The following is a 19,585-nucleotide window of genomic DNA, read 5'->3' as shown; positions in this document are numbered from 1 at the left end:
CCGTTCATCCGAACGCGGTGGCGAGCCGCCGGAACAGGCCCGGTGCCGCGCCGCGCACTCGGGCCGGCAGACGCAGCCAGCCGGGGACGTAGATTTCGTTCCGGCCCCGGGAGACCGCCGACCACACCGCCTCCGCGACCCGTTCGGGCGGCACCGGCCGGGGCCGCGACCTGCGGTACGGGGTCCCCCGCCGCTCGAAGAAGGGAGTGTCGACCACCCCCGGCACCACGTGACTGAGCTCGACACCCGTGCCCCGCAGTTCGTACCGCAGGGACTCGGCGAACGCGCTCAAGGCCGCCTTGGCCGCCGAGTACACGGCCTCACCGCGCACGCCCACGACCCCCGCCAGAGACCCGATGAGCACCACGCGCCCGCAGCCCGCTTCCACCATGTGCGGCACCACCTGCCGGACGAGACGCAGCGTCGCCAGGAGATCGGTGCCGATGACCTCCTCGAGCGCGTCGGCGGGCATGGTGATGAAGTCCCCGGCCCAGCCGATGCCGGCGCCCGCCACCAGCAGGTCCACTCGCCCGAACTGCTCCAGGGTGAACCGGGTCAGTCGCTGCTCGGCACCGCGCCCGGTGAGATCCGCCGGAAAGCAGAAGGCGCCGGTCTGTTCGGCCACCCCGCCGAGCCGTGCCGCGTCCCGTCCGTTGAGGACCAGACGCCAGCCCTCCGCGGACAGCCGGCGTGCCACGGCGGCGCCGATACCGGAGGACGCACCGGTCACGAGTGCCGTCCTGGGCCGTCCGGGGTCATGGGCGGGCCCGGGTGACGGCCGCGGCAACGGCCCTCGCGTCCGTGTGAACGGGGCGTCTGCGGTCTTGGAGTAGGGCACGTGCGACATGGCTGACCTCTGTGGGGACGGGAACGCCCAGGAACCGGCATATGCGGCATATGCGGGCATTACCCGTTATTCATGAAGACAGCGGCGGGTAACCCGGAGTATCCCGGGTGCTCGGTTCCCAAACGCGGGTGGGCGCGTTTGCCGGAGCGGGGGCAGGACACCCATGGACCGTGCAGACACCACCTCAGGTGCCGCGCCGGCACCTGACGCCGGGGCGAGACGCACGGCGAGTGCTGATCGTCAGCGCGAGCATGGGAGCCGGCCACGACACGGTCGCCCGGGAACTCGCCCGCCGCGCCCGGGAGCAAGGCCACGACGCCCAGGTCCTGGACCTGCTGCGGTTGCTGCCGCACGGGATCGGGACCGGGTTGCGCGCCTCCTACCAGTCGTCCGTACGGCACTTTCCCTGGGTGTACGCGGGCATCTACCAGGCGCTCCTGCGCCCCGGCCAGGGACCCCGGCCCAGCGGCGTCCCCCTCGCACGGCTTGCCGGCCGCCGCCTGACCGAACTCGCGGAGCGAACCGGCGCCGATGTGGTCGTCCCCGTCTTCCATCTCGCCGCGCAGCTGACCGGTCACCTGAGAGCCATGAACAGGCTGCCCTGCCCGAGCGCCGTCTTCCTGCTGGACTTCGCCGTCCACCGGCAGTGGCTGCACCCTGGCAACGACCTGTATCTCTGCCTCAGCGATGCGGCGGCACGGGAGGTGCGCCGGGCTGTCACCGCGCCTGCCGAGGTGACCGGCCCGGTCGTGGCGCCCGACTTCTTCGCGGCGTCTGCCGGAGCCGCAGCGTGGCATCAGCGCTTCGAGCGGTACGCCCCAGGACGCCCGCCCGTCCTGCTGTCCGCTGGTGCGTGGGGAGCCGCGGCAGGGATGGAGGGGGCCGCGCGGTCGCTGGCCGCCGCCGGTTTCCTCCCGGTCGTCCTCTGCGGCAGGAACGAACGTCTGCGGCTTCGCATGGCCCGGGTGCCGGGCGTGCTCGTGCTGGACTGGGTCACCGACATGCCCGGACTGCTGAGTGCGGTCCGCGTGCTGGTCGACAACGCCGCAGGCCAGACCGCCGTACAGGCTCTCGCCGCCGGGCTGCCGGTGGTGGGTTACCGTCCCCTCCCCGGGCACGGCGCGGCCGGTGTTCGGCACATGGCGGCGCTCGGCGTCTCGGAAGGCGCGCCGGACGGCACCTCCCTGGTGCGCGCTGTCGAGCGGTTGTCGATGGACGGCGCGGACCGGGAAGGCGTCACCGCGCGCGGGCGTGAACTGTTCCGGGAGGACCCCCTGGCGCGAGCGGCCGCACTTGCCGGGACGCCGGTCGCGTGAGCCGAGGACACCGGGGCATGTCCCTCCCCACCGGCCGGCGTGAGGCGGACCGGCGCCAGGTCGGGACGCGGCCGGCGGGCCGCGGGCTCCCGGGGACCCGCACGCTGAGGCCGGCCGCCGAGTCGCCGGGGGCCTTCTCAGGCGATGGAAGCCGAAAGGATGGCCGATACGGCGAGGTTGCAGGACGCCGTCACCCAGACCGCGGGGTGCGGCTCCGGTTCGACCAGCGCGGCGCCCAGGCGCCCGGGCGTGATCAGGTCCACCACCAGGAACGCCACTGCCATCATCACCAGACCGAGCAGCCCGAACGCCGCGGTGGAGACCAGGCCCTTGCCGAAGTCCTCGTAGGTGGTCCAGATGGACGTGAACACGATGCCACCGACACCGAGCAGCGCGGAGCTGAGCACCAGGGCGGCGTTGCGGTTGCGCTGCTCCCAGATCTGCCGGCCGAGCTTGCCGGGCGTCAGCACGTCGACCAGGACGATGCCGAGGACAAGCAGGACCAGTCCCAGTCCGCCGTAAGCGGTGGCCCTGCCGAGCCCGTTGACGATGTCACTCATGGCGTGGCTGCTCCGTAGCGTGAGAGATCGTGAATGATCGCGGTCAAGGAGGAGCAAAATGTAACGCACCTGTCCGATGACCTGACCGGCCCGGGGAGGGGGGCACGGTGCGGCCTTTTGGCGTAGGACAGCTTGTTCTCGAATCGCCGCTCACCGGGCGCGGTGCAACGGTCTACCTATGATCTCGACACAGAACGCTGAAGCGATCGATGCCCGCGACTGCCGCCGCCGCAGGGCCAGTCCGGCGGTCGTCCTCCTGGCGGCCGTGGTGATAGCGGGCGTTGCCACGAGAGCGGAGGCCCTGCCGTCCTCTCAGTCAGGGCCCGACTGGGACGCCATCGCCGCGTGCGAGTCCGGCGGCGACTGGAAGGCCAACACCGGCAACGGCCACTACGGGGGCCTGCAGTTCAGCCAGTCCAGCTGGGTCGCCGCCGGTGGACGCAAGTACGCGCCGCGCGCCGACCTGGCCACCCGCAAGGAACAGATCGCCGTGGCCAAGCGCCTGGCGGCCCTGCAGGGCATGTCCGCGTGGTCCTGCGCCCACCGGGGCCGGTGAGCGGCGCAGACCCGAAAGCGGACGGCTGGTGAGGTAGCCACCCATGGACGTGAAGTACTCGGTCGCGCCCGACTCCCGGCCGTCCTCCGTCCTCACGCGCGTGATGGCAGGGCCGTGGTCGCGGCCCGGTCCGGGCCGTCGTCCTCGCGGTAGAAGACGCGGCCGGGCGTACCGCCGTAGCGGACAGGGGAGTTCGGCGATCGCCGCCTGCCGGCCGCGGGCGGAGGCCGACCTCGCGGCGATCGTCGTGATCACCAGCAGCCCCGCCCTCCTGGCCGCGGCCGACCGGGTCCTCGTCTCCCTCGCCACCGACGAGGCGTACTGCCGGGCGGTGGCGCGGTGACGGTCCGCATCGCACGAGGCCCCCTCGTTGTCGTGACCGACGCGGCGAGGGGGCGGTGCGATGCGGGATGTGCTCGGGAGCGGTCCTCTCCTCACTCGTGGGGGTGGAGTACGACCTTGGTGTAGCCCTCGACCCGCTTGTCGAACTTCTCGTACGCCGTGGGTGCCTGGTCGAGGGGCAGCTCGTGCGACACCACGAAGCTGGGCGTCGCGCGGCCTTCGATGATCAGGTCACGCAGCTGGCGGTTGTAGCGCTTGACGTTGCACTGACCGGTGCCCATCCGCAGCCCCTTCTCGAAGGCGCGTCCGATGGAGACCAGCAGCATGCCCTGCTTGGCCTGCTCGTCGGGCCCGCCCGGGTCGCGCGGGACGTACAGCCCCGGTATGCCGAGGGCACCCGTCGGCCTGACCGTCTCGACGAGGGAGTTCAGCACGATCGCCGGCTCCTCGCGGTCCTCACCGTGCGCCACGGCCTGGTAGCCGACGGCGTCGATGCCCTTGTCCGTGCCTTCTCCTCCGGTCTGTTCCTTGATCTGCTGAGCCGCGTCGCCCTCGGTGAAGTTGATCGGCACGGCGCCGATCTCCTCGGCCTTCTGCAGCCGCTCCGCCACCCGGTCGACCACGAACACCTTGCTCGCGCCGCGCAGCATCGCCGAGTAGGCCGCCATCAGGCCGACCGGACCACCGCCGTACACGGCGACACTCTCGCCGGGACGCACGTCGGCCAGTTCATTGCCGTGATAGCCGGTCGGGAAGATGTCGGCGAGCAGGACGAAATCGGTCTCCTTCTCGGTGCCCTCCGGCAACTTCAGGCAGTTGAAGTCGGCGTACGGCACCCGTACGTACTCGGCCTGGCCGCCCACGAACGGGCCCATCGCCACATAGCCGTAGGCGCCGCCGGCGAACCCCGGGTTCACCGTCAAACAGAATCCCGTGAAGCCGGCCGTGCAGTTCTTGCAGAAGCCGCATGCCACGTTGAAGGGCATGACCACCCGGTCACCGCGGCTGAGTGACGTCACGCCCTCGCCGGTCTCCTCGATGACACCGAGGTTCTCGTGGCCGAACACGATGCCCGGCTCGGCGGCGGTACGGCCCTCGTACATGTGCAGGTCCGAGCCGCATATCGCGGTGGACGTGACTCGGACGATCACGTCGTTCGGGTGCTGGATCCTGGGATTGTCGACCTGTTCGATCGCTACTTCGAACGGTCCTTTGTACACAACGGCCCTCATCCTCGAGCACCTCCACTGTCCGTAATGGATCTCTTACGCTCTGGAGCGGCAGTGCCGGGAAACCGCTGCATGCGTCGCGGTGAAGGCCCCGGCCCGCAGCTCGGCCGGTCTCTTATGTGTTATGCCTCATAGTCCAGACTGGTGCATGATGCGACGATTTGCACCTAGGGGCCTGTTCGGCCTGTTCGTGCTCTTCGGAAGGATCGACTGTCTTGTCACGACGTCTAGGCTCACTGCTCGTCCCGGTCTGCGGCCTGTCCGGCACCACCTATCCGGTGGGAACCCGCGTGGCCATACGCGGCAGCGGCGGATCCGTCGACGGCTTCGTCGACGGGGACTGGCTGCCGCTCGCCTGGTGGGAGTTCGCGGACATCCGGTCGGAGGACGCGGTGGAGGGGTGACACCCCGCCGTGCCCCGCGCCGGGGGCCGTGTCCCGTCGCCGGTCGGCGGCGGAACCGGTGCCCCGCGGGGACCACGTCCCGGTGGCGCGCCGATCACTGAATCCGCCCGCCGCCGCCCGCCACCGCGGGGCTCAGCCGAGGACCCGGGCGACATCCCTGAGCAGGGCGTGCCGCCAGTCCCACTGGACCGACCTGCGCCCCGTTCCCTTACGGCGGCCACGGACGGCTGACCCGGCGGACAGCAGGCTCTTACTCCTCGTAACGGGGTGTCCACTGGGCCTTCGCGATCGCCTCCCGCAGCTGCTCCTCCGTGGCCCGCGGGGCGACCTCGTCCTCGACCGCGGCGAGGGCCGCGGCCAGCGCGATCTCCCGGGCGGCATCCCGCATCCCGGCGAGCGGCGGCAGCAGCGGCACCGGGCCGTCGTCGCCGTCGGCCGCCCGTACCGCGCACTGCGCGACGGCACGGGCGGCGGCCACCAGCATGCGGTCGGTGACCCGCGTGGCGCGGCTCGCCGTCACCGCGAGCCCCATGGCCGGGAAGACGTACACGTTGTTCGACTGCGCCACCGGCACCTCGCGCCCGTCCACCGTCAGCGGAGGGAAGGGTGAGCCGGTGGCGATCAGCGCCCGGCCGTCGGTCCAGCGGGTGAGGTCCGCGGGCTCGGCCTCGGAGTGGGAGGTGGGGTTGGAGAGCGGGAAGACGACGGGCCGTTCGCAGGTGGAGGCCATCTGCCGCACGATCTCCTCGGTGAACGCCCCGTGAGCCGTCGACAGCCCGATCAGCGCCGTCGGCCCGACACGGCGCACCACCTCCGCGAGGCCGGTGCCGTCCCAGTCGGCCACCTCGCTGTCGTCGCGCGCGAACCTCCGCTGCTGCGGCGTCAGTTCGCCGCGTGAGCGCACCAGCAGGCCGTCCACGTCGACGATCCAGAACCGTGCCGTCGCCTCGTCCTCCGGCAGACCCTCGTCGATCATGGCCGTACGGATCATCTCGGCGACACCGATGGCGGCCGACCCCGCGCCCAGGATCACCAGGCGCTGCTCGGGCAGCGGGGTGCCGGCCACGTCGGCCGCGGTGGACAGGGCACCGAGCGTGACGGCCGCGGTGCCCTGGATGTCGTCGTTGAAGGTGAGCAGCCGGTCCCGGTAGCGGGCGAGGATCGGCTGGGCGTGGGCGGTGGCGAAGTCCTCCCACTGCAGCAGCGTGCCGGGCAGCTCCGCCTCGACCGCCGACACGAAGGCCTCGATCATCTCGTCGTACTCGGCACCGGTCAGCCTGCGCTCACGCCGGCCCAGATAGCGCGGGTTGCCGAGCAGCTCCTCGTTGTCCGTTCCGACGTCCAGCAGGATCGGCAGGGTGCGGGCGGGGTGGATGCCGCCGATCGCCGTGTAGAGGCTCAGCTTGCCGATGGGGATGCCCATGCCGCCGACGCCCTGGTCGCCGAGGCCGAGGATGCGCTGTCCGTCCGTCACGACGACGACGTCCACGTCCCGGCGCCCGTGCGGGCGGTTGCGCAGGATGTCCCGGAACCGGTGCCGGTCCTCCCACGTCAGGAACAGCCCCCGCGGCCGCCGGTAGATCTCACTGAAACGCCGGCACGCCTCGCCCACCGTCGGCGTGTAGACGACCGGCAGCAACTCCTCCAGGTACTCGGTGACCAGACGGTAGAAGAGCACCTCGTTCGTGTCCTGCAGCTGGCGCAGGTAGATGTGCCGGTTGAGGGGCTTGTCGTAGCCGCGGAAGGCCTCGTAGGCGCGGGCGACCTGCTCGTCCAGGGTCTCCACGGCGGGCGGCAGCAGCCCGTCGAGACCGAGCTCGGCACGCTCCTGACGGCTGAAGGCGGTGCCCTTGTTGGCCAGCGGGTCGGCCAGGATCGTGACGGCGGGGCTCGTGCTCGTGCGGGGGCGGTGGTACGTCGGCTGGTCCATGGTGTGACGTGTTCCCTTCGCCGGTCCGTTCGTGCGGGTGACCTGTGCCATCCGGAAGCGCCCGAGGGGCTCTGCTCCGTCGTCCCCCAACCCCTTCGGCCCCGAACGGCCCAATGACGCTGCGCCGCAGGAGGCGACGGTGGGTGAGCGGTGTGACCTTGGTGGAAGGGATGTGCTTGCACACCTGGACGAGGAGGCGCGATGGCGGGTGGACTGGCCGAGGGCGGCGTGGCGTGTGCTGTCCCCAGAGGCGAAGCGGAACCCCCGCACGACCGGTCACCCGACCCCTTCCAGCAGGTGAGTGCCGTCGCCGACGCCGTCCTCTACGAGGGTTACCTCCTCTACCCCTACCGCCGGTCGTCCGCGAAGAACCGCGTCCGGTGGCAGTTCGGGGTGCTGTTCCCCCGGGACTGGGTGGAGTCGGACGGCCCTGTCGTCCCGGGCGTGGCCGGCTCCGCCGACTCCTGGTACCAGCGGACCGAGTGCCTGCTGCGGATCCGGCGGCACGGCGACGCGTCCGTACGGGTGCGCATCCGCTACCTGCAGATGCAGCGCAAGCAGGTGGAGCAGACCGGCCCGGACGGCCGGCACCATGCCGTCGAGTCGCTGCGCACCGGCGACGGCACGACGCATCTCACCTTCGACGAAGCCGTGCCCCGGGAGTGCGAGACCGACGTCCCGCTCGACGAGCTGCTGCACGGCGGACACACGGTCCCCGTCGGCGCGGCGGCCGGCGTGGACATCGAGCCACTGCCCGAAGGCGCCGGGCGGATCGTGCGCCGCCGCGACGAGGTACGAGCCGACACCACCGTCACCGCGGAGCGACTCGCCGGCGACCTCTGCCGGCTGCGCGTGCGGACCAGGAACACCGGGACCGCACCGCGAGCGGGGACCGCGCGTGAGGAGGCCATGCGCTGTGCCCTCATCGCCACCCACACTCTGATCGGCGGTGACGGCGTGGAGTTCGTCTCGCTGATCGATCCGCCGGCCGACCTGCGCAGGCCCGCCCGCGAGTGCCGCAACGAGTTCACCTTCCCCGTCCTCGGCGGGGAAGCCGAGGACGCCGCGCACGTCCTGCTGTCCGCACCGATCATCCTGCCCGACCACCCCCAAGTGGCCCCCGAGAGCCCCGGCGACCTGCACGACGCGGCGGAGATCGACGAGATCCTCACGCTGCGCACCATGCTGCTGACCGACGAGGAGAAGCGCGAAGCGCGGGCCACCGACGCGAGGGCGGCCGCGATCCTCGACCGGGTCGACACCATGCCGCCGGAGGTCTTCGAACGGCTGCACGGCGCCGTCCGTTCCCTGGCACCGGCCGCCCCGGTGTCGCCGCCGGCCGACGAGCGCCCCGCCTGGTGGCGGGAAGGCGCCGACGACGAACTCTCCCCGGCCACCGACACCGTGCCCGTCGACGGCGTGCCCCTCGGCCGCGGCAGCCGCGTCCGCCTCCGGCCCCGGGCGCGGGGGGCCGACGCCCAGGACATGTTCCTGGCCGGCCGCACCGCCGAGGTCGCCGCCGTCTTCCACGACGTGGACGGCAGCGTGCGCCTGGCCGTCACCCTCGACGACGATCCGGCGTCCGAACTGCACACCTGGTACGGACGCTTCCACTACTTCCGGACCGACGAGCTCGAACCGCTCGAGCCCGCCGCGGACCCGGACGAGCCGTCGGCACCGGCTCCCGCCGCAGCGAAGACGCGGCACACGACCGACTCCGAGACCCCCGCAGCGGAGGCCGAGTGACATGACAACGCACAGCAGCACCCAAGAAGTCAGCAAGGAACCCAGCCGCGCAGAGGACCGGCAGGGATTCGACGAGATCACGATCCTCTGGATCTCCGAAGGCATGAGCTGCGACGGCGACACCGTCTCCCTCACAGCCGCGGGCCAGCCCTCCATCGAGGACGTGGTGCTCGGCCTGATCCCGGGCCTGCCGAAGGTGAACCTGGTCAACAAGGTGCTCTCCCCGAGCCTGGGCGGCGAGGACTTCCTCGCTCCCTACCGGGCCGCCGCACGCGGCGACCTGGAGCCGTTCATCCTCGTCATCGAGGGCTCGATCCCCAACCAGAACATCATCGAGGGCGACGGCTACTGGACGTCCTTCGGCAACGACCCGGAGACCGGCGAGCCGCAGACGCTGAACTGGTGGATCGACCAACTCGCCCCCAAGGCCTGGGCGGTGGTGGCCGCGGGCACCTGCGCCACCTTCGGCGGCATCCACGCCATGGCCGGCAACCCGACCGGCTGCATGGGCCTCGCCGACTACCTCGGCTGGGACTACACCTCCCAGGGCGGCCTGCCGGTCGTCAACGTGCCCGGCTGCCCGATCCAGCCCGAGAACTTCATGGAGACCCTCGTCTGGGTCCTCTACCACGCGGCCGGTTCCGCGCCCCCGCCCCCGCTGGACCACATGCTGCGCCCGCAGTGGCTGTTCGGGAAGACCGTCCACGAGGGCTGCGACCGCGGCTCCTACTACGAGCAGGCCGGCTTCGCCAAGGACTACAACTCACCCAAGTGCCTGGTGAAGACGGGCTGCTGGGGTCCGGTCGTCAACTGCAACGTGCCCAAACGCGGCTGGATGGCCGGCATCGGCGGCTGCCCGAACGTGGGCGGCATCTGCATCGGGTGCACCATGCCCGGCTTCCCGGACGCGTTCATGCCGTTCATGGACGAGCCGCCCGGAGGCACCCTGTCGTCCCTGGCCATCAAGCCCTACGGGGCCGTCATCCGCCGTCTGCGCGGCATGACCAACGAGCTGGTCAACCACGAGCCCAGGTGGCGCCACAACAAACGCAAGCTGACCAGCGGCTACGACCCGCGCTGGAGGCCCTGATGACGTCCCGTACCCACCCCACCACCACCCACCGGCCGAACACCGACAGCGAGGGGCAGTACCGCCGATGACCACCACCGAGGCCCGGCCCACGGAGCGCAAGCCGCCACAGCTCGTGGACATGTCCTGGGATCCGATCACCCGGATCATCGGGAACCTGGGCATCTACACGAAGATCGACTTCGCCAACCGGGAAGTCGTGGAATGCCACAGCACCTCGTCGCTGTTCCGCGGCTACTCGGTGTTCATGAAGGGCAAGGACCCGCGCGACGCCGGCTTCATCACGTCCCGGATCTGCGGCATCTGCGGCGACAACCACACCACCTGCTCCGACTACGCCCAGCAGATGGCCTACGGCGTCAAACCGCCGCCGCTGGCCGACTACATCGTCAACCTCGGCGAGGCGGCCGAGTACATCTTCGACCACACGATCTTCCAGGACAACCTGGTCTTCGTGGACTTCTGCGAGGCGATGGTCAAGTCCACCAACCCCGGTGTGCTGGCCCGCGCCGAGAGCACCTCGGCGCCCCGCGGCGACATCCACGGCTACCGCACGATCGCCGACATCATGCGGGCCTTCAACCCCTTCGAGGGCGAGGTCTACAAGGAGGCCCTCAAGGTCAGCCGGATCACCCGTGAGATGTTCTGCCTCATGGAGGGGCGGCACGTCCACCCGTCCACGCTGTACCCCGGCGGCGTCGGCACGATGCCGCAGCCGACCACCTTCACCGACTACCTCAGCCGGCTCATGCGGGTCATCGACTTCGTGAAGAAGGCCGTCGCCATGAACGACGACGTCTTCGACTTCTTCTACGAGGCGCTGCCCGGCTACGAGGAGGTCGGCCGCCGCCGCGTCCTGCTGGGCTGCTGGGGCGCCTTCCAGGACCCCATGACCGTCGACTACCGCTACGAGACGATGAACACCTGGGGCAAGCAGATGTACGTCACCCCTGGCGTCATCGTCGACGGCGAACTCGTCACCAACAACCTCATCGACATCAACCTCGGCCTGCGCATCATGCTGGGCAGTTCGTACTACGAGGACTGGGTGAACGAGCAGCCCTTCGTCACCCACGACCCGCTCGGCAACCCCGTCGACATGCGCCACCCGTGGAACCAGACCACCGTCCCGGTACCGCAGAAGCGCGACTTCGACGGCAAGTACAGCTGGGTCATGAGCCCCCGCTGGCTGGACCCGCGCACCGGGGACCACCTCGCCCTCGACACCGGCGGCGGCCCGCTCGCCCGGCTCTGGTCGACCGCGCTGAGCGGCCTCGTCGACACCCCCTACGTCAAGGCCACCGGCCACAGTGTGCGCATCTCCCTGCCCAAGGGCGAGACGCTGCCGGAGACCACGTTCGAGTGGCACATCCCGCGGTGGAGCAACACCATCGAACGCGACCGTGCCCGGCCGTACTTCATCGCCTACGCGGCCGCGATGGCGCTGCAGTTCATCGAGGAGGCCATGGGCCTCGTGCGGGCCGGCGAGACCAAGGTGTTCGAGAACTACGAGGTGCCCGACGAGGCGATCGGCTGCGGCTTCCACGAGGCGGTGCGCGGCGTCCTCTCCCACCACCTGGTGATCAAGGACAAGAAGATCGCCAACTACCACCCGTACCCGCCCACCCCGTGGAACGCCAGCCCCCGCGACATGTACGGCACCCCCGGCCCGTACGAGGACGCCGTCCAGGGCCAGCCCGTCTTCGAGGAGAACGGGCCGGACGACTTCAAGGGCATCGACATCATGCGCACGGTCCGCAGCTTCGACCCCTGTCTGCCGTGCGGCGTGCACATGTACGTCGGCAAGGGCAAGACGCTGACCACCCTGCACTCGCCGACCTACGGGGCGAACCATGGCTGAGGCCGCCGCCCCCGCACGGCTGGCGGACCCGGACGTCGAGGCACGGCTCGCGCTCCTCGACGAGCTGCTGGAAGGGCTGGAGCCCGTCCCCGGGCCCGCCACCGAGGCGGTACGGCTGCTGACCGAGGTGTACGGCGAGGCCCTGGCCCGTGTCCTGGACCAGGCCGGCGAGCAGCTGGCCGGTCGCCTCGCCGACGACGAGCTGCTGGGGCACCTGATGGTGCTGCACGACATCCACCCCGAGCCCGCCGAGCGCCGGGCGGCCCGCGCGGTCGAGCGGCTGCGGCCCGCCGTGCGGGAGCGGGGCGGCGACGTGGAGTGGGCCGGCGTGGAAGGGCAGGTCGGCCGGGTGCGCCTGACGTCCGGCGGCGGGTGTGGATCCGGCTGCGGTGACGGAGCCGCTCAGGTCACCGACGCGGTCCGGGAGGCCGTGCTCGCCGTGGCCCCCGAACTGACGGCGGTGGAACCGCTGCCGAGCACGCCGGCACCCGCGTTCGTGCCGTTGACCACGCTGACGCACCGGGGCGCACGGTGACCACCGACGGTGCGCTGGCCCGCCTGATCCGTTCCTCGGCCGACCGCCCGGCGGCGGCCGAGGCGGAGGTGTGCGACCTGTGCGCCGCGCCGGTGGCCGAGGAGCACGCCCACCTCTACGACACCGGGCGGGAGGAGGTGTGCTGCGTGTGCGGCCCCTGCTCCGTGCTGTTCGCCGGGGCCGGGGCGGGCGACGGCCACTACCGGCTCGTGCCCCGGCGCCGGGTCCGGCTGCCCCACCTGGACACGACCGTGCTGGGCGTACCGGTGGGCCTGGTGTTCTTCGTGCCGAGGGCGGACGGCACGGTCACCGCCGAGGGCCCGAGCCCCGCGGGCGCCATGCGGTGGGAGGTGGACGCGGCGGCCTGGAAGCAGCTGGCCGGGACGTGTCCGCAGCTCGCCGGCGTGGAACCCGACGTGGAGGCCCTGCTGGTGAACACCGTCCACGGCCTCGACCAGCACTGGATCGTGCCGATCGACGACTGCTACCGGATGGTCGCCGTCGTACGCCGGGAATGGCGCGGCCTGTCCGGCGGCGGCCGGGTCTGGCCGGCCGTCGAGCGGTTCTTCGAGGAGCTCACCGAGCGGCCATAGCCACGCACTCCGCAGGTCGGAGGCGAGGAAGGAGAACACCCCATGGGCAACATCAGAGTGGGCCGGCCCCAGGCGAAGCCCGACACCCCCCGGCACGTCGCCGGCATGCACCAGGGCAACAGGGGACGGTACGAGAAGCAGCAGGGTCACCACGAGGACGGCACCGCCGACGCGCGCCGCTCCACGGGGATCCACTGGAAGCGGCATGACGCCCTCGTGGAGTCCATGCCGAACATCCCGCCGGGATGAAAGCCGTGATGAGACCGAGCAGGGAGTCGCCGTGATGAAGGTCCGACGAGTACGCAGACCCGTCGCCCGCAGGCGGGGCGCAGCGAACGGACAGCGGGTACTGATGGCCGAGGCCGCCCTGGTGGGCGGTGCGGTCCTGGCGCTGCTGGCCTGGGAACTGCCGAGCCTGCGGCGCGAGGTGCGGATCTGGCGGATGGCCGGCGGTTTCCGCGCCGGTCGCCGCTACCCGTGAGCAGCCCGTGCACGAGCTGTCGATCGCGACCGCGATCATCGAGCGCGCCGACGAGCTGGCCCGGGCGGACGGGACCGGGGCCGTCTCGGCCGTGACCGTCCGGGTGGGCGAGCTGGCGGGCGTCGTCCCCGACGCCCTGGGCTTCGCCTTCGAGGTTGCCCGCGACGGCACCGCCCTGGCCGGGGCGCGGCTCGTGGTCGAGCAGGTCCCCGCGCAGGCCTGGTGCGGCCCGTGCGCCGAGGAGTTCCCGGTGGGCATGCCCCCGTTCTTCTGGTGCCCGCGCTGCGACCGGCCCTCCAGCGACCTGCGCAGCGGCCGGGAGCTGGAGATCACCGGCATCGAGCCGTCACCGGCCCCGGCCTAGTGCCGGGGCAGGCAACGGTCGCCCGTCAAGGAGCGGCGTCCGGTGCGGCTGCGAGAGCGGATGCCGGACGCCGCGGCACCGCGACGGGGTGAACGCCGCCTGCCGCGGCACCAGCGCCAAGGGCCCCGACGCCGGGGCCCTTCGCGTGCTCGCGGTTCAGCAGATGCGCGGCAGCTGCTCGCCGAGCGGCAGGTCCACCACCCGCGTGCCGCCGAGGCCGGTGGCGACCACGACCATGCCGGGGTGGTCGGCGACGCACTCGCCGATCACCGTGGCGCCCGTGCCGCGCGGATGGGCGCGCATCGCCGCGAGGACCTCGTCCGCCGCCGACGGGGGCACGAAGGCGACCAGCCGGCCCTCGTTGGCGACGTACAGCGGGTCCAGCCCGAGGAACCCGCAGGCGTTCGCCACCGCGTCCGGCACCGGAATGGCACGCTCCCGAAGCCGCACCCCGGTCCCGGAGGCACGGGCGATCTCGTTCAGGGACGCCGCCAGACCACCCCTGGTCGGGTCGCGCAGCACATGGACGTCGGGCGTGACGGCCAGCATCGCCGCCACCAGATCCGCCAGCGGCGCGGTGTCACTGGCGACCTCGGCCCCGAACTCCAGCCCCTCCCGCACGCTCATGATCGCCACCCCGTGCAGACCGATCGGCCCGCTGACGATCACCACGTCACCGGGCCGCGCACGCTGCGGCCGGATGTCCACCCCGTCCGGGACGAGCCCGACACCGGCGGTGGTGACGTACACCCCGTCGCCGTGCCCGGACTCCACCACTTTGGTGTCACCCGTGGCGATGGCGACCCCGGCGGCCCCGGCCGCCGCCCCCATGGCGCGCGCGATCCGCTCCACGACCGTCAGCTCCACACCCTCCTCCAGGACGAAGGCGGCGGACAGGTACGCCGGCCGGGCACCACTCATCGCCAGGTCGTTGACCGTGCCGTTGACCGCCAGGTCGCCCAGGCTGCCGCCGGGGAAGAACAGCGGGCGGACCACATGGGAGTCGGTGGAGAACGCGAGCCGCGCGCCGCCCAGTTCGAGGACGGCGGAGTCGGCGAGGCCGGCCAGGACGGGGTTGCCGTAGGCGGGGGTGAAGACCTGCTCGATCAGCTCGGCCGACAGCGCGCCCCCGCCGCCGTGCCCCATCACCACGACCGGCTGGTCGCGCAGCGGGGCGGGGCAGGTCCAGCCGGCCGGGTCGACGACCTCGGTGAGTTGTTCAGGCAACGGGGTTCATCTCCTCCCGCGCGGCCGGTTCGGCCTGCGGCGTCGGGGCGTTCATCCGGCGGTACAGGTAGTAGGCCGCGCATGCGCCCTCGCTGGAGACCATGGTGGCGCCGAGCGGCGTACGGGGGGTGCAGGCGGTGCCGAACGCGGCACACTCGGTCGGCTTGATCAGGCCCTGCAGCACCTCGCCGCTGCGGCACTCGGCGGGCTCCTCGGTACGGATGCCGGTGACGTCGAAGCGGTGCTCGGCGTCGTACGCCCGGAAGGCGTCGCGCAGCCGCCAGCCACTGGCCGGGATCGGCCCGATGCCGCGCCAGGACCGGTCGGTGACCTCGAACACCTCCTCGATCATGCGCACGGCCGCCGGATTGCCCTCCTCCCGCACCGCACGCGGGTAGGCGTTCTCCACCCGGTGCTCGCCACGCTCCAGCTGGCGGACCGCCCGGCGGATGCCCTCCAGGATGTCCAGCGGCTCGAACCCGGTCACCACCATCGGCACCTTGAACCGTTCGGTCAGCTCCGGGTACTCCGCCGTGCCCATCACGCTGCACACGTGCCCGGCGGCCAGGAATCCCTGCACCCGGCACCGAGGCGCCGTCATGATCGCCTCGACGGCCGGGGGCACCCGCACATGCGACACCAGCAGACTGAAGTTGCCCAGCCCCAGGCGGCGGGCCTGGTGCACGGCCATCGCGTTGGCCGGGGCGGTGGTCTCGAAGCCGATCGCGAAGAACACCACCTCCCGGTCCGGGTGGCGCCGGGCCAGCTCCAGGGCGTCGAGCGGCGAGTACACCACGCGCACGTCACCGCCCTCGCCCTTGACCCGGAACAGGTCGCGGCCGGTGCCCGGCACCCGCAGCATGTCACCGAAGGAACAGAAGACCACCCCGGGCCGCGAGGCGATCTCCAGCGCCTTGTCGATGACCTCCAGCGGCGTGACACAGACGGGGCAGCCCGGGCCGTGGATCAGCTCCACCTGCTCGGGCAGGAGCTGGTCGATGCCGTGCCGGATGATCGAGTGGGTCTGCCCGCCGCACACCTCCATCAGGGCCCACGGCCGGGTCGCGGTGGCACGGATCTCGTCCAGCAGGCGCCGGGCCAGATCCGGGTCGTTGAACTCGTCGATGTACTTCACGCCGTTCCCGCCTCCTTCGCCGCCTGCTCCCAGGCGTCGCCGAACTCCTCCTCCAGCAGCCCCAGTTCCTCGAACAGCTTCAGCGAGGCCAGGGCCGACTCCTCGTCGAGGCGCTGGAGCGCGAAACCGACGTGCACGATGACGTACTCACCCACCCGCACATCGGGCACGTACTCCAGGCACGCCTGCTTCTGCACTCCGCCGAAGTCGATCAGTCCGGTGAGCGGATCCGCGCTGTCGTCGATGGCCACGACCTTGCCGGGCACTGCCAAACACATGGGTCACTCCTCCTGTCGTAGGTGCGCCGCGACCACCAGCTGGCCGAGGGACAGTCCGCCGTCGTTCGGGGGGACCTCGCCGTGGCGGAGCACCGCGAAGCCGGCGCCCGCCAGCAGGCGCGCGCACTCCTCCTCCAGCAGCGCGTTGGCGAAGACCCCGCCGCTGAGGGCGACGACGGCCAGACCGGTGTCCCGCCGCGCCCGCCGGCAGATCTCCGCGACGGCCCGCGCGACGGCACGGTGGAAGCGGGCGGCGAGCACCGGAGCCGGGGTGCCGCGCCGCAGGTCGGTGACCAGGGCCCGCAGCACCGGCGCCGGGTCGAAGGCGCCGGCGGCGAAGCCGAAACCGTACGCCGAGCCGTCGGCGTCCCAGGCGAGGGTCGCGGCGGCCTCCAGCTCCAGGGCGGCCTGGGCCTCGTACCCCGCGCGATGGCACACCCCGACGAGCGAGGACACGGCGTCGAAGAGCCGCCCCATGCTGGAGGTCGCCACGCAGGCCACTCCTCGCGCCAACTGCCGTTCCAGGATTCCCAGTTCCTCTGGTGGGCAGGCGGTGACGCAGGGCAGGTCCGGATCCCACCCGAGGCCCGCCGCCCACAGCCGGGCCAGGGCCGTGCGGCACGGGTTGGCCACGCCCGCGTCGCCGCCGGGCAGCGGGGCGGGGGAGAGGTGGGCGTAGCGCCGGAATCCGCCGTAGTCGGCGAGCAGCACCTCGCCGCCCCAGACGGTGCCGTCGTCGCCGTAGCCCGTGCCGTCGAAGGCGACACCGAGCACGGGTGCCGTCCCGTCCTGGCCGTGCTCGGCCATCGCCGCCGCGACGTGCGCGTGGTGGTGCTGGACCAGCACAGGGGGACGTTCGGTCAGCCGGGCCGCCCACCTCGCCGAGTGATAGCCGGGGTGCCGGTCGGCGGCGACGATCTCGGGGCTGACGCCGGTCAGGGACCGCAGGTGCGCCTCCGCCCGGCCGGCCGCCTCCAGGGCCGTCAGGTCGCCCATGTCGCCGATGTGCGGACCGAACCAGGCGAGATCGCCCTCGCCGAGGCACAGTGCCTGCTTCAGGTCACCGCCCACGGCCAGCGCCGGCCGCACCGGGACCGGCAGCCGCAGCGGCCGGGGCACATACCCGCGGGACCGGCGCAGCACCAGCTCGGTGCCGTCGGGGCGCACCCGCAGCAGGGAGTCGTCGCAGGGCGAGGCGATGGACCGGTCGTGGGCGAGCCAGGCGTCGGCCAGTCCGGCCAGCCGGGTCAGGGCCTCGTCGTCGTCCGTGACGATCGGTTCCCCCGAGCGGTTGCCGCTCGTCATGACCAGCACCCGCGGCCCGGGCGGATCGCCGGGCAGGCCGAACAGCAGGGCGTGCACGGGCGTGTACGGCAGCATCACGCCGAGGTGCGGACTGCCCGGGCAGACGCCGGGTGCGAGACCCGCCCCGTCCTCGCGCCGGCGCAGCAGGACGATGGGGCGCCGCGGGCCGGCGAGGACGGCCTCCTCGGACGCGGAGAGCACCGCGATCCGTCGCACGGTGTCCAGGTCCGGGCACATCACCGCGAACGGTTTGCCGCCGCGGGCCTTGCGGGCGCGCAGCGCGTCGACGGCCCGTGCGTCGGTGGCGTCGCAGGCGAGGTGGTAACCACCGAGGCCCTTGACCGCGACGATCCGCCCGGCGGCCAGCAGCGCCCGCGCCGTCGCCAGGGCGCCGGCGTCCCGCTCCGGACGGACGCCGCTCCCGGAGGCGGGCACCAGGCGGAGCCGGGGACCGCAGCCCGGGCAGGCCACCGGCTGGGCGTGGAAGCGCCGGTCACCGGGATCGCCGTACTCCCGGGCGCAGTCGGCGCACATCGGGAAGCCGGCCATGGTCGTCACCGCCCGGTCGTAGGGCATGCCCGTGGCGATCGTGAAGCGCGGCCCGCAGTGCGTGCACGTGACGAACGGGTGCCGGTACCGGCGGTCCGCCGGATCGCTCAGCTCCCGCAGGCAGTCCGCGCAGGTCGCCGTGTCCGGCGGGAGGAGGGTGCGGCCGGGGGAGCGGTCGGTGGAGCGGATGCTGAAGGTGTCGTCGGCGCCGCTGACGGGCAGGTCCTCGAACCCGACACCGGTGACGGTGGCCAGCGGCGGCGGCTCGGTCGCCAGCCGGTCGCAGAAGCGGGCGACACCCTCGGGCGGTCCCTCCACCTCGATGACGACACCGCTCGCCGTGTTGCTCACGAAGCCGGAGAGCGCGAGTTCCGTGGCCAGGCGGTGCACGTACGGGCGGAAGCCGACGCCCTGGACCGTGCCGCGTACGGTGACGCGGCGGCGCACCGCCGGTGTGACGGGGGCCGTCACGGGACGAGGCCGGCTTCGGCGTCCTCGTGGGAGTGGCTGGGGGTGTGGGTGTGCGGACGGGGCGCCAGGGGAGGGCGGTGAACCGGAGCTCCGTCCCATACGGCGAGCACCCGCTCCAGCAGAGCGTCCACGCCGGCGCCGGTACGGGCGCAGGACCGCAGGACCTCCACCCCGGGGTTGATCCGCCCGACGTGGGCGTCGAAGGCGGCCTCGTCGAACCCGGCGGGCCCGGCCAGGTCGGTCTTGGTCAGCACCACGAGATGGGCGGAACCGAAGGCCGTGGGGTACTTCAGCGGCTTGTCCTCGCCCTCCGTCACCGCCATGAGCACGATCCGCAGGCTCTCCCCGAGGTCGTAGGAGGCCGGGCAGACGAGATTGCCGACGTTCTCGATGAAGAGCAGCGAGGTGTCCTCGGGCAGCCAGCTCTCCACGTGCCCGCGCAGCTGCCGCGCCTCCAGGTGGCACAGCCCGTCGGTGAGCAGCTGCTTCACGGCGGCTCCCGAACGGGCCAGCCGGTGGGCGTCGTTCTCGGTCGCCAGATCGGCGGTGAGCGCGGCCACCGCAAGGCCCCGCTCGACAGCCCTGGCCAGCACCCGCCCGAGCAGTTCCGTCTTGCCGCTGCCCGGACTGGACAGCAGGTTGACCACGCTCACCCCGCGCCGGGCGAGCTCGTCGCGCAGGTCCGCGGCCAGACCGTCGTTCCTCGCCAGGACGGCCTGAGTGACCTCGTCCATGGACTCGCACATGGGCGCCGCTCCTCGCGGTC

General features: G+C 72.2%; 20 protein-coding genes and 1 pseudogene. 11 read left to right on the top strand and 10 right to left on the bottom strand.

Features of this window, described 5'->3' with window-relative positions; genetic code table 11:
* Positions 1-4 precede the first annotated feature (4 nt).
* A complete protein-coding gene (locus IE212_RS28570) occupies positions 5-847 on the bottom strand; it encodes an SDR family NAD(P)-dependent oxidoreductase (RefSeq protein ID WP_190200853.1) in 843 nt (280 codons plus the stop codon).
* Positions 848-1,098: 251 nt separating this feature from the next.
* Here IE212_RS28570 and IE212_RS28565 point away from each other — a divergent pair, with 251 nt between their 5' ends.
* Complete coding sequence (locus tag IE212_RS28565) at positions 1,099-2,163, top strand: MGDG synthase family glycosyltransferase (protein ID WP_190200907.1); 1,065 nt, start codon at positions 1,099-1,101, stop codon at positions 2,161-2,163.
* 137 nt (positions 2,164-2,300) lie between these two features.
* On the opposite strand, the gene IE212_RS28560 is transcribed toward IE212_RS28565, so the two are convergent.
* Positions 2,301-2,723, bottom strand: a complete 423-nt coding sequence (locus IE212_RS28560) for a DUF350 domain-containing protein (protein ID WP_190200852.1) — start codon at positions 2,721-2,723, stop codon at positions 2,301-2,303.
* A 178-nt stretch (positions 2,724-2,901) separates the two neighbouring features.
* On the opposite strand from IE212_RS28560, the gene IE212_RS28555 reads away from it, so the two are divergent.
* On the top strand, positions 2,902-3,279 hold the full coding sequence (locus IE212_RS28555) for a transglycosylase family protein (RefSeq protein WP_190200851.1): 378 nt from the start codon (positions 2,902-2,904) through the stop codon (positions 3,277-3,279).
* A gap of 18 nt (positions 3,280-3,297) precedes the next feature.
* Here the strand turns inward: IE212_RS28555 and IE212_RS28550 are convergent.
* Together IE212_RS28550 and IE212_RS28545 are read right to left on the bottom strand one after the other, a co-directional pair.
* Positions 3,298-3,461 (bottom strand): annotated as a pseudogene (locus IE212_RS28550) (methionyl-tRNA formyltransferase); the annotation flags it as partial.
* Positions 3,462-3,713: 252 nt separating this feature from the next.
* Entirely contained in the window at positions 3,714-4,853 is a 1,140-nt protein-coding gene (locus IE212_RS28545) for a glutathione-independent formaldehyde dehydrogenase (protein WP_190200850.1), read from the bottom strand.
* 212 nt (positions 4,854-5,065) lie between these two features.
* Here IE212_RS28545 and IE212_RS28540 point away from each other — a divergent pair, with 212 nt between their 5' ends.
* The gene (locus IE212_RS28540) at positions 5,066-5,254 is read left to right on the top strand and encodes a hypothetical protein (protein WP_190200849.1); all 189 of its coding nucleotides are present in this window, start codon (positions 5,066-5,068) and stop codon (positions 5,252-5,254) included.
* 250 nt (positions 5,255-5,504) lie between these two features.
* Here the strand turns inward: IE212_RS28540 and IE212_RS28535 are convergent, their stop codons facing one another.
* Positions 5,505-7,184 carry an NAD-dependent malic enzyme gene (locus IE212_RS28535; RefSeq protein ID WP_190200848.1) on the bottom strand — a complete coding sequence of 560 codons (1,680 nt, stop codon included), beginning with the start codon at positions 7,182-7,184 and terminating at the stop codon, positions 5,505-5,507.
* A 201-nt stretch (positions 7,185-7,385) separates the two neighbouring features.
* Between IE212_RS28535 and IE212_RS28530 the strand changes: the two genes are divergently transcribed.
* The 8 genes from IE212_RS28530 to hypA all read left to right on the top strand — a co-directional run bounded on the left by IE212_RS28530 (position 7,386) and on the right by hypA (position 13,854).
* Positions 7,386-8,930, top strand: coding sequence for a hypothetical protein (locus IE212_RS28530; protein WP_190200847.1), 1,545 nt, complete (start codon positions 7,386-7,388; stop codon positions 8,928-8,930).
* Position 8,931: 1 nt separating this feature from the next.
* Complete coding sequence (locus IE212_RS28525) at positions 8,932-10,020, top strand: NADH-quinone oxidoreductase subunit B family protein (RefSeq protein WP_190200846.1); 1,089 nt, start codon at positions 8,932-8,934, stop codon at positions 10,018-10,020.
* Positions 10,021-10,087: 67 nt separating this feature from the next.
* Positions 10,088-11,881, top strand: a complete 1,794-nt coding sequence (locus tag IE212_RS28520; protein WP_190200845.1) for a nickel-dependent hydrogenase large subunit — start codon at positions 10,088-10,090, stop codon at positions 11,879-11,881.
* Positions 11,874-12,416 (top strand): NifU-related iron-sulfur-binding protein, encoded by a 543-nt coding sequence (locus tag IE212_RS28515; protein ID WP_190200844.1) that lies wholly within the window; start codon positions 11,874-11,876, stop codon positions 12,414-12,416. Before IE212_RS28520 ends, IE212_RS28515 begins: the two co-directional genes overlap by 8 nt.
* Positions 12,413-13,009 (top strand): DUF5947 family protein, encoded by a 597-nt coding sequence (locus IE212_RS28510; RefSeq protein ID WP_190200843.1) that lies wholly within the window; start codon positions 12,413-12,415, stop codon positions 13,007-13,009. The genes IE212_RS28515 and IE212_RS28510 overlap by 4 nt, the downstream gene beginning before the upstream one ends.
* 42 nt (positions 13,010-13,051) lie before the next feature.
* Positions 13,052-13,258 (top strand): hypothetical protein, encoded by a 207-nt coding sequence (locus tag IE212_RS28505; protein WP_190200842.1) that lies wholly within the window; start codon positions 13,052-13,054, stop codon positions 13,256-13,258.
* Positions 13,259-13,292: 34 nt separating this feature from the next.
* Entirely contained in the window at positions 13,293-13,490 is a 198-nt protein-coding gene (locus IE212_RS28500; protein WP_190200909.1) for a hypothetical protein, read from the top strand.
* A gap of 7 nt (positions 13,491-13,497) precedes the next feature.
* Positions 13,498-13,854: a hydrogenase maturation nickel metallochaperone HypA gene (hypA, locus tag IE212_RS28495; protein WP_190200841.1), complete on the top strand. Its 357-nt coding sequence runs from the start codon at positions 13,498-13,500 to the stop codon at positions 13,852-13,854.
* A 156-nt stretch (positions 13,855-14,010) separates the two neighbouring features.
* Here hypA and hypE read toward each other — a convergent pair whose 3' ends face one another.
* The 5 genes from hypE to hypB are packed head-to-tail and all read right to left on the bottom strand — an operon-like array spanning position 14,011 to position 19,565.
* Positions 14,011-15,081 (bottom strand): hydrogenase expression/formation protein HypE, encoded by a 1,071-nt coding sequence (hypE, locus tag IE212_RS28490; RefSeq protein ID WP_308430256.1) that lies wholly within the window; start codon positions 15,079-15,081, stop codon positions 14,011-14,013.
* Positions 15,074-16,216 (bottom strand): hydrogenase formation protein HypD, encoded by a 1,143-nt coding sequence (hypD, locus tag IE212_RS28485; RefSeq protein WP_190200840.1) that lies wholly within the window; start codon positions 16,214-16,216, stop codon positions 15,074-15,076. The genes hypE and hypD overlap by 8 nt, the downstream gene beginning before the upstream one ends.
* The gene (locus IE212_RS28480; protein ID WP_059419943.1) at positions 16,213-16,494 is read right to left on the bottom strand and encodes a HypC/HybG/HupF family hydrogenase formation chaperone; all 282 of its coding nucleotides are present in this window, start codon (positions 16,492-16,494) and stop codon (positions 16,213-16,215) included. The genes hypD and IE212_RS28480 overlap by 4 nt, the downstream gene beginning before the upstream one ends.
* Before the next feature lie 3 nt (positions 16,495-16,497).
* Positions 16,498-18,819, bottom strand: a complete 2,322-nt coding sequence (gene hypF, locus IE212_RS28475) for a carbamoyltransferase HypF (protein WP_190200839.1) — start codon at positions 18,817-18,819, stop codon at positions 16,498-16,500.
* Positions 18,816-19,565 carry a hydrogenase nickel incorporation protein HypB gene (gene hypB / locus IE212_RS28470; protein ID WP_190200838.1) on the bottom strand — a complete coding sequence of 250 codons (750 nt, stop codon included), beginning with the start codon at positions 19,563-19,565 and terminating at the stop codon, positions 18,816-18,818. Before hypB ends, hypF begins: the two co-directional genes overlap by 4 nt.
* Between the last annotated feature and the right edge of the window lie 20 nt (positions 19,566-19,585).

Origin of the sequence: Streptomyces djakartensis (assembly GCF_014651075.1) — a bacterium.
Taxonomy (GTDB): domain Bacteria; phylum Actinomycetota; class Actinomycetes; order Streptomycetales; family Streptomycetaceae; genus Streptomyces; species Streptomyces djakartensis.
This window is presented reverse-complemented; position numbering and strand designations above follow the sequence as displayed.